Source organism: Pelotomaculum terephthalicicum JT (genome assembly GCF_022410535.1).
Taxonomy (GTDB): Bacteria; Bacillota; Desulfotomaculia; order Desulfotomaculales; family Pelotomaculaceae; genus Pelotomaculum_D; species Pelotomaculum_D terephthalicicum.
Window position 1 is genome coordinate 24,669 of sequence record NZ_JAKNBL010000028.1, and the last position, 12,730, is coordinate 37,398.

A 12,730-nucleotide genomic window follows, 5' to 3' on the forward strand; every position below is an offset into this window, starting at 1 on the left:
GATATGGAGGCACAAAGAGTTGAAAGTACTATTTCTCCCAACGGCGTCGTTAAACGACCCGGCCAGCCGGTACAGGGTTTACCAGTACCTGGACTACTTGCGCGGGCAAAGAATTGTGGCCGACTGTAAGGCGGGTGTTTCTGATCATATATATGCCAGGTTTGCTCCCAGCAAGGGCATATTAGCCAAGGCGGTTTTTTTCGGGCTCAGGGCGCTTTCCCGCGTCCTGGCTGTTTTCATAATATGGCGTTACGATGTAATATTTATCCAGCGGCTGGCTTTGCCGCATGTATACCCGTTTCCTGAGGTGCTTGTCTGTATGGTTGCCGGGATACTGGGCAAAAGAACTATTTTTGATTTTGACGACGCAATTTTTACAACGTACTCTCACCGTAAAAGAACTCTGGCGGAAAAATTTACCGACCCTGGCCGGGTGGCCAGGATAATAACCCGGTGCGGCACGGTAATAGCCGGCAACGCCTACCTGGCCGCCTACGCCAGGAATTATAGCAATAATGTGGTAATCATCCCCACTACGATTGATTTAGACAGGTATCCGGCGAAAGAAATTACAGATAAAAAACCGGGCGAGCCATATGTGATCGGCTGGATTGGCACGCCCAGTTCCTTGCCGTACCTTAATTTTTTAAAACCGGTTTTTCAGGAAGCTGCCGGGAAATACAAGATCTTGGTGCGAGTTGTCGGCGGGCAAGATTATGATTGCCCCGGTGTTCAGGTGGAACATCGAACCTGGTCCCTGCATAATGAAGCCGGCCAAATTCTTACCTTTGACATAGGAGTAATGCCCCTTGCCGATCATGAATATGACCGTGGCAAGTGCGGGTTGAAGCTTCTCCAGTACATGGCCGCGGGCATTCCCGCAGTGGCCTCACCCGTTGGCGTAAATAATGAAATTGTAGCAGACGGGGTAAACGGTTTCCTGGCCGGCTCTTTGGATGATTGGGTGAAAAAAATCTGCGGCTTAATCCAATCAGCCCAACTGCGCCGGGAGATGGGCCGGCGGGGCAGGAAAACAGTTGAGCATTATTTTTCTATACAGTCCAACCTAGCCAAATTGGTGGGGGTCCTTTATGGGCTCCAAGAGGAGATAGAGAATGGTAAACGATAATATCATCCGCGCGCGTCCTTGTCCGTGTTGTTATTTATGCGGAAAGCAGGGGCAGCCCGTATACCATGGTTTGCAGGACCGGCTCTTCAACGCGCCTGGAGAATGGAATATTAACAAGTGTCCGGATTCCGAATGCGGCTTGATGTGGCTTGATCCGATGCCGCTGGCGGAAGATATCGGCAAGGCTTATCAGAGCTATTATACTCACCGGGAAACGGGTTGCCCTTCTGTCACTTGGCCCCGGCGTATCTATCAGTGGGCCCGGGAAGGCTATTTAGCTAAAAAGTACGGGTATAACAATAGCTCTGTTAATAATTGGAAGAAAATGCTGGGCCAGCTGTTTTATTTTCATCCGGGCCGGCGTGCAAATCTGGATTTTAGTGTGATGTACTTATCTTCAGTACCCAATGGTCTCCTGCTTGACGTGGGGTGCGGCAGCGGCCAAAAGCTAATGTTTATGGAAAAGCAGGGCTGGCTCGCAGAAGGGGTGGATATAGATCCTGTTTCAGTTGATCAAGCCAGGGCAAAAGGTCTGCAAGTGCGCTCAGGAAGCCTTGAGGCCCAGAGTTATCCGGATAATTATTTTGATGCCGTTACCATGAGTCACCTCATTGAGCATGTTTATGATCCCCTGGCAGTTTTTCAAGAATGCCACCGCATCCTTAAGCCTGGGGGGCGTTTGGTGGTGGTTACTCCGAATAATGAAAGCTGGGGACATAAAATATATAAAACTAGTTGGCTTGCGTTGGATCCGCCGCGTCATTTGCATATTTTTTCGCTAATGTCACTAAATTCGCTCACGAAAAAAGCAGGTTTCCAAAAATTCAAGAGCTCAACCACAATTCGGGAAGCGAACGGGCTCTTTGTGGCCAGCAGAGCAATTCATAGCACAGGTAAATATTTATGGGGCAGTTCCATAACGTATCCTGTTCGTATTTGGGCACGGGGCATGCAGCTTGCAGAATGGGCCATTTTAAAGCTTAAGCCGGGTCTCGGTGAGGACATCGTGATGGTAGGAGAGAAATAATGGGCAAACAGCGCCTGTCCGTTGCCATGTGCACGTATAATTGCGCCGAGTACTTAAAGGAACAACTTGACAGCATTGCTTTGCAGACTCGCCCGCCGGATGAATTGGTTATTTGTGACGACCGCTCATTTGATGCCACGGTGGAGATAATTAAATTCTTTAAAGCCAAGGCTGCTTTTCCCGTTCGTTTTACTATTAATGAACAAAACCTGGGAACGACGAAGAATTTTGAGAAAGCCGTCAGCTTGTGTACAGGGGATATTATTGTTTTGTCCGACCAGGATGATGTTTGGCATCCGGAAAAGCTAATGCTTATCGAGGCAAAAATGTCAAGTTTGCCATATGCCGGCGTTGTTTTCACAGATGCTGATGTTGTTGATGAATGTTTGCGTCCAATGGGTTACCGGCTCTGGGAAGCGAAGAGGTTTAGCCCTGCGGAGCAAAAAAAGGTATCTCAGGGAAGGGCTTTCGAAGTATTGCTCAAGCATAATGTTGTGACAGGCGCAACGATGGCCTTCAGGGCAAAGTACAGGGAGTTGTTCCTGCCTATTCCTGCCAGCTGGCTGCATGACGCCTGGATAGCCCTGATCATTGCCGCTTATGCGGAATTGGCCATTATCCGCAAACCTCTGATTAAATACCGTCAGCATTTAAATCAACAACTTGGCGCAAATAAAAAAGGATTTTTTCAACAAATAGCCATGTCGCAGCAAACCGGCCCGAATACTTATTTTGCCCAAATCGACAGGTTTATGGCGGCCCAACGTCTATTGACAGAAAACTATTCTGCTCCCTGTAAAAAAGAAGTTTTATCAAAACTAGAAGCGAAGATGAGGCATTTATTAGTTCGCGGCAGTATCTCTAAGCAAAAAATGCGGCACGGGCTGATAGCCATAATCAAAGAATTAGCAACGTTGCGCTACCACCGGTATTCATATGGATGGAAAAGTGCGGCACGGGATCTTTATGCCTTTCTGTTCCTTTTCCACGGCAGTCCGCCCAGTGAACGATAGATCCTTGCGAAAGAGTAGCCGCTCATTGCCGCGGTTAACAGAAGCCCCAGCACCAATGGCATAATACCCGGGAAAATTCTGGCCCATGAAATGACTGCGGCGCATGCCAGCAAGGCAATCAGGAGGGCCAGATTTGTTTTGCTCCAAAAAAAACTGTTTACGCGAAAAACGATTGCCCATAGTAAAATGAAATAAAAAACGTGAGTCAGCAAATAAGCAATTCCAATAGCCTTTAGGTTCCATACCGGCAGACCAACCCAAATCAGCCCCAAATATATTAAATTCCAAGAAATTTCCGTAAGCAAAAAAAGTTGGCTGCGTCCCTGGGCCACTAGAATAAACCCCATTGTCCAACTGGCTACCTTAAACAGATCACCGGGCAACTGCCAGCGGAGGATACCAACCGTTTCTTCAAATGCCCCGGAATAAAGGATGCCGACTACCTGATGGGTCAGGGTGAGCATAAACAGAATAACCGGGCCGGACATAAGCAAGGCTACCTCGGCCTGATTGTTGACCATGACGTTGGTTTTTTCACGGTCTTGGGCAACTGCAGTCAGCCTTGGATAATAGTCCTTTCCCATGGCTTCCAGGACAAAACCCAGGTAAAGTGCGGAGATGCTATATGCCGCCTGGTAATAACCGGCGGCGGATATGCTGATTGTCCGTGTGAGAATGACGCGGACGGCTATTTGGGCCGCTGCTCTTAAAAGATTTATGGCCATAAAAGCAAAACCAAGACTGAATAATCCGTACAGGGGCTGTGAGATGGTTTGCCAGGATATATGGACGTCAATTGCCGGAATCCTGCGTGTTAACCACCAGGAAACAACCAGAAGAGTCAAGGGGATGCTCAGGACGGCTATCACCACTCCACTTTCTCTCAGCTGCCAAACTGCCAGGACTGTTACCAGTGTTCCGCCTAAGGCGCTGAGTATATATGTCCTGGCAATGTCGACGAGACGGCGCATGCCGTTGAGAGTTGCTATTTGGGCGTTGTATATATTGGTTGCCCATACCCCGGCTGCCACCCAGGCTATCATCCAGGTATAGCTTTCATCACCCAAGGTCATAACGGCGACAGGTTTGCGGAGCATTACCAATAGCACCGCGCCAAACAAACCCAGTATCACCGCAGCCCACAATAAGGCTTTCCGGGTAAGGGCGAGACATGCCGCATCCCCGTTGGCCCGGGCTTCAGCAATCTGGCGGACGCCGCTTGAGGCCAGGCCCATCCCGGAAACTGTTGAGGCAGTATTCAGAATGGACTGTAATAGCCCCAGGAGGCCGACCCCCTCCGGTCCCAGCAGGAGCGCCATCACTTTACTTCTGATGAGACCGGTAAGCATAGAGACAGCCGATGTGCCGCCCATTATGACTGAAGCCTTAAGGATTTGCCCTGTTGTTCCCTTTTTAGCGCTGGCCAATTATCTTCATCCCGGCAACTTCCTTGTAAAGCGCGTTATATTTGTTAACAATGGACGGGAGGCTAAAATGCTCCTCAATGCGCTGTCTGGCGGCCCATCCTAAACGTTTTCTGCCTTCCGCATTCATCTTTAACAGTTCGAGCCAACCCTCTGAAAGTGCCCGTGGGTCCTTGGGGGGAACAACTTTACCCGTTTTACCCGCAATCAAGGCCGAATCACCCGCATCAGTAACGACGCAGGGGACACCGCATGCCATTGCCTCGCCGATAACGTTTGGAAACCCCTCACTGTATGAAGAAGAAGTAGCGATGTCCAGGGAAGCGGTGAGACGCGGCATATCCTCTCTTTCCCCAAGAAGGTGACACTGAGAAAGGATGCCTGCATCACTGATCCATTTAATTAATTCAGGATTTTCCCGGGTGACTCCGGCTCCGCAGAGCAGAAAATGGATATTGGGTAGGCAGGCGTTAAGATGTGCCGCGGCACAGACAAAATTATAATGATCTTTTTGTGGAGCGAAGCGCCCAATTAAACCGATTAACAGCCCCTCTTCGGGAATACCTAACTCTTGGCGCACATCAAGCCGCGCCTTGGGGTCCGGCTTGAAAACAGCCAGGTCGAACCCGTTTGGGATGACCACCATCTTGTCTGCCGCATAGCCAAGTTCAGTATGTACCCGGCGGGAGGCCTCCGAACAGCAGACAATCCTGGCCGGCAGCCGGCGGGACAAGCGGGCGCAGGCCTTGGCGGCCCAGAGGGTAGTTCGCTTGGTGCCTTGCGGATCAAGGTTACTGTGGCGAATACCCCAGGTGACCGGTATGCTCCCGGCCAGCTTTGCCGCCAGCCCCCCGATAAGGTCTGCATGGTACATCCAGGTCTGGATGCAGTTGGGAGGGTCTTCCCTGAGCCGGCGTGCCAGCCGTAATATATAAAGTGGGTTCGGTACTCCCCGGCGCATTCCCAGCGCGTGCACCGGCACACCCAGATCCTGAATTTTTCTGCCGACTGCTCCGATGTTCAACAGCGAGATTACCTCAACTGCAACAGCCGCCCGATCAATATCCGAAATGATTTTGTATAGCATCATTTCGGCGCCGCCGGTGTTTAAGCCGGTAATAATGTGTAGAATTTTATTTTTAATAGATTTTTTTTCTTTCATTATAATTAACTTCCAAATTAATGGGGAAAGGTGGTGTATTCCCTTTCCCCATACTCTCGTTTTGGGCGCAGATCTTAATAGCTGCGTTCACCCTTTTCCAGAAGCCGTTCTCTGGAACTCCATTCTTTAAGGCCGCCGTCGTAGTTTATCACACTGGGATAACCCATTAATTCATGAAGCACATACCAGGCTAAGGAAGAAAGCGAGCCGGTGGTGCAATAAACATATACGTTTTTATCCGGAGTAATCCCCTTGGCAGTAAAAATAGAGACCAGCTCATCCAATGGTTTAAAGGTTTTGTCCTCGTTCATCAGCTCATCCACACTGACATTAACGCTGGAGGGAATATGGCCGTTTAAATATTCGTTATTGGGACGGACGTCCACTATAATATTGTCCGGGCTATTGCTAGATGAAATCTCTCCCATTTCTTTCAGGTCTGTGGTATATCCCTGATCAGCTTTGTCCGGATTGAACGCAAACTTGGACGGCCTGTGGCTGGTTCTTTCACTGCTTAGCTGGTAACCTTCCTCCTGCCATTTATCAATTCCGCCATCAAGAATTTGAATCTGATTATCGCAGCCGTGCAATTTAAACATCCAGTAAACCCGGCCTTGGAGACAGCTGTCATTGCCATAAATAACGATCCGGCTATGATTATCAATACCCATTTCTGATAAATACTTTTGTATTTGTTTCGCCGGAGCTACACGGAACCAGCGGGCGGTATCGGTATAATGGGAACGCAGGAGAACACTGGCTCCGGGGATATGGCCGCCCTGGCAATTTTGAACGTAGTCCTTGTTATTCGCGGCACGTGCGTCAAGGATGATCAGATTGGGGTCATTTAGAATATTGTTTAGCTCGCTGGCAGTGATGACGGCGTCTGGATTGCTGTATTCCGCTATCTTTTCTTCATCCGTTAGGTTAATATTCTGATAAGTAGGTTGTACGATGGTTGACGAGCGTTTATAGCCGGCTATAAGAACAAAGGTAGTTAAAAAGACAAAAAAGGCAATTAAAAAGTAAATTAAAAAAAATCGTCTCTTTTTATTCATTTTCTCCCTTCCCTCTCTTTATGATGAATTGATTTTTTTATAAACCTGTAGCAACCGGTCCTTTATATTCGAGCCACTCATTATAAGATCCGTCGTAGTTTTTTACATTTGGATATCCCAGGAGTTCGGAAAGGGCGAACCAGACCAGTGAGGAACGCACTCCTACGTTGGAATAGACAATAACTGTCTTGTCCTGCGTTATTTTTTTACTTTCAAATAGCTCTCTTAATTGGGGAGATGGTTTAAATGTCATATCTTTATTAAAAAGCAGCGTCGACGGAATATTCATGCTGCCGGGTATGTGTCCCTTGGCATACTCGGCATCGCTGCGGGCATCCACAATAAAATAGTCATTGCCGCTGACGGCTGCCTTTACGTCTTTCAGGGTGGCAAGCATTGATTCCGCTTTTGAATTTGTTAAATCGAATTTAAACTCTACCGGTGAACCTTTGGATATTACGTTGCTTGTATCGCCGCCTGATTCTTTCCACTTGTCCAGGCCGCCGTCTAAAATCTTGACATCGTCATAACCGTACATTTTAATTGCCCAGTACAAACGGGCTTCTAAACCATCACCGCCATAGAGAACAATGCTGGTATTATTACTCACCCCGCTTTTTCCAAGCATGCTTTGAAATTCAAGAGGGAAAGCCATACGGCCGGGATATGCTTGGTTGTAATAATTGCTGTAAAGGATTGGCAGCGCTCCGGGTATATGACTTTGCAGGTAAGTCTGCTGGTATATTCTAAAAGTCCTGCCACGGGCGTCGAAAACGAGTATCTCGGGGTCAAGAATTTTTTCTTTTAATTGGTAGACGCTTATTAGAGCATCAGGATGGGCATAGCTTTCAATCTTTATTGCGGCCAGCTTGCTCTCAGGGTCTAATTTAGTTTCCTGCTCTGCTGCCGGAATGGCGGTGGTTTGTTTGTCGTTGCACCCGCTTACGAAGACGATTCCGAGCAACATAATTATGAACAGAGTAAAGAAGCCGGCTGTAAAGTGGCGTTTGCTTGTTGTCCCATCCTCCGCTGTTGTCCCATCTATACGCTTCAGATCATGGATAATACTGCTTCACCTCCTCGTCTACATGTCTTCCGATGCTCCGAGATATCTTATGACGCTTCCCCAGGTGAGGTTACAATCCCGGAACAATGATTTACAAATGTCAGCTGGAACATAAATCTTTGACAAGACATAAAATAACAGGAATGAATGAAGCGGATTAAAAAACTGGATGGGGGGGAGCAAGATGACGTTTATTTGGTTATGGGCATTGGTTGCAAGCGCCGTAATTGCCGGTGTTTTTTTGATTATAACTTTGGCTCGCATAGAAGCAGGCGCCGGAGGAAGGAGTAAGTGGCTGGCATTTACTTTTTGTTCTCTTGCGGTAGTTTCCGGGTTAATTATTTTTAAACCCAGGCAAAACGCGGAACAAGTTCAATATATGCCTGCTCCTGCTTCGGTTGAAAATCAAGTGAATGAGTCAAGGAGTGCAGCACCACAGAAAAGTGTTGCGGAGCCCACGGGCTCTTCAAGCGGGTTGGCCGGGGGGGTGAAATCAAACAGCGCAGTTGATGAAAATCAGGACGCCCAAGAAACCCGTGATAGCGCCGGGGATGCCCCAATAGAAGCGCAGAAGGTGTTCGACCTAGCTGATTACAGGGATCCCGTACTTGAGGAAATTTTATTTCTGAAGCGTCAGGCAGGAGAAATAAAGGAAGGCACAGGATCAATGGAAGCTCTTGAAGAAACTTCAGCAGATAAAGTCAGCGATACCGCATCACCTAAACAGTCTGAGCAGCAATTGGATGACTCAAATTATCATCAATCAGGTGAACAGCAATTTTCAGAAGGACAGACGGAGCAGCAGAAGAGCCAGATTCAACGGGTGGTTAAGGGAAAGGTATTGGCAACCTCTCTTAATGTGAGGGATAAGGGAGACCTGAACGGACGGATCATCGGGACGTTAAAGTCTGGTGACAGCATTGAAGTGTTTGTTGAGCCTGAAACTGGTGAATGGTGCAAAGTTAAATTGAATTCCGGCCAAACGGGATGGACAATGAAAAAATATATAAGCATTGAACCTTAATAAAAGCCTGGTTGAGTAACATCATCAAAGCAGGCTCAATATGATGCGGTAATATATGACAGTTGCCGTTCTGTTTTCATATATTAAATGGGGAGGGAAGGAAAGACGATGAATCTCAAGGAGTTCGGAAGGATTCTGGGTGAACTCAAATTAGTGCTGGTTTTAATTCCGGTAGTGGCCATGCTGACCAGTGCGGTGATCAGCTTGTTTGTGATGTCGCCTGTTTATAAATCCTCCACAACGCTTATGGTCTTTAGAGACCAAATGTCATCTACGGAAATTAATATTAATACCCTGACAATAAATTTAAGATTGGTTAAAACTTATAGCGAGTTGGCTAAAAGCCGTGGCGTTGCAGAAGAAGTAATTAAAACGAATAATTTAAATCTGACCCCGGAAGAGCTGAGTGCGAAAATTCAGGTGGATCTGCCCGGCGAGACCGAAATACTAAGAATTACGGCCAGCGACTCCAACCCTGCGGCCGCAGCCTTAATCGCAAACGGAGTGGCTCAGGCGCTCACAGGGAAAGTATATAAGGTTTTAAGTGTTAAAAATATTCAAGTACTCGACCCGGCAGTACCGTCTGCATCTCCGGAAAGCCCTAATGTTATTTTAAACATCATTCTAGCCGGCATTTTCGGCCTCTTAATAACGGTGGCGATCATTTTTATCCGGGAATACCTTGACGACACCATCAGAAATCCTGAGGAAATAGAAAATTATCTCAAGCTGCCTGTACTGGGATTAATACCTGTGGTACAAATTCAAAATGGTGCCGGAAAGGAGAGCAAGAGTTGAGCAGTTACGAACTGATTACTTACAATCAGCCCCGCTCCTTCATATCCGAATCATTCCGGACATTACGGGCCAACCTCCAGTTCCTGGGGCTGGGGGACACTGCAAAAGCCATTTTGCTGGCTGGAAGCGGATTTGGCGAGGGGACATCTTTTGTTGCAGCCAACCTTGGGATAGTTTTTGCGCAAACAGGTCAAAAGGTGATTATTGTTGACTGTGATCTGCGCAAACCCCAGCAGCATTGGATTTTTAATGTAGATAACCAGTTGGGTTTGACCAGCATTTTATCCGGATTCAAGGAACCCGAACAGGTAATAAAGGCCCTTCCAATGGCAGGGCTAAGTATTTTAACAGCGGGTCAGCTGCCTGTCAACCCGACGGAATTATTAGGCGGTCAGAAAATGGGCCAGCTTATTGCATGCCTGAAAGAAAAAGCTGATGTTATCCTGCTGGATACCCCGCCGTTAACTGTGGTAGCCGACGCCGCTGTTTTATCCAAAAGGGTGGATGGCGTGCTTATGGTAGTAAGGTCCAGGGCAGCCTCTCATAATTCAGTAACAAAAACCAAAGTGCTTCTGACAAACGCGAAGGCAAGGATCCTGGGGGTAGCTTTAAATTGCGCCAGAATGGATGAAATAAGCGAAGATTATTATTCGAACTACAACGAAGTGGTTGCAAAATCCCAAAAACAAAAAAAAGCGGTAACAGCCGGAAAGCTGAAAGAAAAAATGTAAATTATGCAAAGACTGGTGTTGTTTAATGGGTGCCATTCTGGTCACCGGAGGAGCCGGTTTTATAGGTTCCAACTTGACCCTCACCCTGGTTGAACTGGGTCACAGGGTGCGGGTTTTGGATAACTTTTCCACTGGCAGTCTGGACAATTTACAGCCGGTGTTAAAAAAAATAGAGGTGCATAAGGGAGACCTGCGCAGTTTGCGTGATGTGCGGCAGGCCGTTGCAGGTGCGGAAGTGGTTTTTCACCAGGGCGCGTTGCCGTCGGTGCCCCGGTCGGTGGCCGATCCGCTGACTACAAGCGAAGTAAATATTTCCGGAACCTTAAATGTTTTTTGGGCCTCCCGGGACGCCGGAGTCAGAAGAGTGGTATATGCATCTTCGTCATCCGTTTACGGCAACAGCGATGTCTTGCCAAAGCTTGAAAGTATGCCTCTCTGCCCAAGGTCGCCTTATGCGGCAACCAAACTGGCCGGGGAGATTTATGGAAGAATTTTTTATGAACTGTATCATTTGGAGACTGTCGGCTTGAGGTATTTTAACGTTTTTGGACCGCGCCAAAATCCAAAATCAGAATATGCGGCAGTTATTCCCCGGTTTGTCAGCGCGTTATTAAGCAGGAATCCACCGGTAATTTACGGCGACGGGAAGCAGTCCCGGGATTTTACCTTCGTTGACGATGTTGTTCAGGCGAATCTTTTAGCCTGGCAGACTGCCGGAGTTGCCGGTGAAGTGTTTAATATCGCCGGTGGGAACAGGATTGCTTTGAATGATTTATTAGATGCTTTGGCAGATATTACCGGCTCCCAGGTGGATGCAGTATATTTAAAAAGCCGTCCGGGTGACGTTAAGCATTCAATGGCCGGTATTGAAAAGGCGTCCAAAATGCTGGGCTATTTTCCGAAAACCAATATTAATGAAGGGTTAAGGTTAACGGTTGAATGGTTTGCGCGGGAGAACGGCCTGTGAAGCCCCGTATAATTCATGTTACCACAATCGGCATTACCGCTTACCGGGCCCTCCTGGCTCAATGCCGGTACTTCCGTCAAAAAGGACTGGAAGTAGGGTTTGTATTCAGCCCTTCGCCCGAGGGGGAATCTTTGCGCGACCTGGGCTTCCCGGTAACAGAGATCTTTATCGACAGGGAAATAAATGTTTGGTCGGATTCCGGGGCAATTCTGAAAATGTTCCGTTATTTCAGGAACATACGGCCTGAGATAGTCCATACCCATACCTCCAAAGCCGGTGTGGTAGGCCGGGTGGCTGCAAGACTGGCCGGGGTTCCAAGCGTTGTTCATACTGTACACGGGTTTCCCTTTCATCCCGGCATGCCGCAAGTGAAATACCGGTTCTATCGGCAAATCGAGAGGTGGATGGCCGGGATTACAGACATAATGTTATCGCAGAGCGGGGAAGACGTTATTATCGCGGGTAAAATGGGCATTAAGCCCCGCCGGGGAGAGCTGATCCATATCGGGAACGGTGTTGATCTTATTGAATTCGACCCCGGCAAGTATTCCCCCGGCGAGCGTCTCCGGGTCAGGGAAGGCCTGGCAATCAGGGAAAACAACCCGGTGATTACCATGATTGGCCGTATTAACCGTGAAAAGGGGTATCACGATCTGGTGGAAGCGCTGCGACAGGTGCGGGATATACCCTGGCAGGCCTTATTCATCGGCCCTGATGAGGGTTTTTTGACTGTCCTCATGCAGTTAATCGACCGCTGCGGACTGCGGGACAGGATACAGGTACTGGGCCCGCGCGGTGATATCTCCGATTTGCTGGCGGCCACGGATATTTACGTGCTTCCTTCTTACCGGGAAGGGCTGCCCCGCTCTCTGATCGAGGCCCAGGCGATGGCTTTACCCTGTGTGGCTACGGATATCAGGGGATGCCGGGAAGTGGTCGAGAAAGATGTGACAGGATTTCTGGTAAATCCCGGGGATAGTGAAGCCTTGAGCGGCGCGCTGCGCAAATTGCTGCTGGATCCCGGACTCCGCCTGCAAATGGGGCAGGAGGGACGGCGGCGGATGTGCCTCAATTTCGATGAGGCTGCCGTAAGCCGAAAGGTTATGGCCATATATGAGGAAGTATTGATGTATAGAAAACAATAAGTATAAAGTACGGTGTTGGATGATTAATAACATGACTGAGCAATCCTGATCACCAATATATAGGCTCTCGGCATTAGATGGGAGGAATCATTAAATCTGGAATAAAGCAACTGGAAATTCTGGCATGCCAGGCTAAAAAGACTGTCCTTTTCACGACATTCCTAAAAATGGGCATGGCAAAGAAGC

12 protein-coding genes are annotated in these 12,730 nt (G+C 48.2%); 8 read left to right on the top strand and 4 right to left on the bottom strand.

Features of this window, described 5'->3' with window-relative positions; genetic code table 11:
- Positions 1-19: 19 nt before the first annotated feature.
- From L9W92_RS13715 to L9W92_RS13725, 3 genes are read left to right on the top strand one after another with little or no spacing between them, the layout of a single operon-like run.
- A complete protein-coding gene (locus tag L9W92_RS13715; RefSeq protein ID WP_240084318.1) occupies positions 20-1,129 on the top strand; it encodes a glycosyltransferase family 4 protein in 1,110 nt (369 codons plus the stop codon).
- On the top strand, positions 1,116-2,156 hold the full coding sequence (locus L9W92_RS13720; RefSeq protein WP_240084319.1) for a class I SAM-dependent methyltransferase: 1,041 nt from the start codon (positions 1,116-1,118) through the stop codon (positions 2,154-2,156). The genes L9W92_RS13715 and L9W92_RS13720 overlap by 14 nt, the downstream gene beginning before the upstream one ends.
- The gene (locus L9W92_RS13725) at positions 2,156-3,169 is read left to right on the top strand and encodes a glycosyltransferase family 2 protein (RefSeq protein ID WP_240084320.1); all 1,014 of its coding nucleotides are present in this window, start codon (positions 2,156-2,158) and stop codon (positions 3,167-3,169) included. The genes L9W92_RS13720 and L9W92_RS13725 overlap by 1 nt, the downstream gene beginning before the upstream one ends.
- Here L9W92_RS13725 and L9W92_RS13730 read toward each other — a convergent pair.
- The 4 genes from L9W92_RS13730 to L9W92_RS13745 all read right to left on the bottom strand — a co-directional run bounded on the left by L9W92_RS13730 (position 3,121) and on the right by L9W92_RS13745 (position 7,780).
- Positions 3,121-4,596 (bottom strand): O-antigen translocase, encoded by a 1,476-nt coding sequence (locus tag L9W92_RS13730; protein ID WP_240084321.1) that lies wholly within the window; start codon positions 4,594-4,596, stop codon positions 3,121-3,123. The genes L9W92_RS13725 and L9W92_RS13730 overlap by 49 nt on opposite strands.
- Positions 4,583-5,683, bottom strand: coding sequence for a glycosyltransferase family 4 protein (locus L9W92_RS13735; RefSeq protein WP_240084322.1), 1,101 nt, complete (start codon positions 5,681-5,683; stop codon positions 4,583-4,585). The genes L9W92_RS13730 and L9W92_RS13735 overlap by 14 nt, the downstream gene beginning before the upstream one ends.
- A gap of 146 nt (positions 5,684-5,829) precedes the next feature.
- A complete protein-coding gene (locus L9W92_RS13740) occupies positions 5,830-6,813 on the bottom strand; it encodes a sulfurtransferase (RefSeq protein ID WP_240084323.1) in 984 nt (327 codons plus the stop codon).
- 37 nt (positions 6,814-6,850) lie between these two features.
- Positions 6,851-7,780, bottom strand: a complete 930-nt coding sequence (locus tag L9W92_RS13745) for a sulfurtransferase (protein ID WP_240084324.1) — start codon at positions 7,778-7,780, stop codon at positions 6,851-6,853.
- Positions 7,781-8,063: 283 nt separating this feature from the next.
- On the opposite strand from L9W92_RS13745, the gene L9W92_RS13750 reads away from it, so the two are divergent.
- The 5 genes from L9W92_RS13750 (at position 8,064) to L9W92_RS13770 (ending at position 12,544) form a co-directional block, all read left to right on the top strand.
- Positions 8,064-8,903: an SH3 domain-containing protein gene (locus L9W92_RS13750; protein WP_240084325.1), complete on the top strand. Its 840-nt coding sequence runs from the start codon at positions 8,064-8,066 to the stop codon at positions 8,901-8,903.
- A 108-nt stretch (positions 8,904-9,011) separates the two neighbouring features.
- Positions 9,012-9,701, top strand: a complete 690-nt coding sequence (locus L9W92_RS13755) for a YveK family protein (RefSeq protein ID WP_240084326.1) — start codon at positions 9,012-9,014, stop codon at positions 9,699-9,701.
- The gene (locus tag L9W92_RS13760; protein WP_240084327.1) at positions 9,698-10,432 is read left to right on the top strand and encodes a CpsD/CapB family tyrosine-protein kinase; all 735 of its coding nucleotides are present in this window, start codon (positions 9,698-9,700) and stop codon (positions 10,430-10,432) included. The genes L9W92_RS13755 and L9W92_RS13760 overlap by 4 nt, the downstream gene beginning before the upstream one ends.
- Positions 10,433-10,457: 25 nt before the next feature.
- Positions 10,458-11,399 carry an SDR family oxidoreductase gene (locus L9W92_RS13765; protein WP_240084328.1) on the top strand — a complete coding sequence of 314 codons (942 nt, stop codon included), beginning with the start codon at positions 10,458-10,460 and terminating at the stop codon, positions 11,397-11,399.
- Entirely contained in the window at positions 11,396-12,544 is a 1,149-nt protein-coding gene (locus L9W92_RS13770) for a glycosyltransferase family 4 protein (protein ID WP_240084329.1), read from the top strand. Before L9W92_RS13765 ends, L9W92_RS13770 begins: the two co-directional genes overlap by 4 nt.
- Positions 12,545-12,730 lie beyond the last annotated feature (186 nt).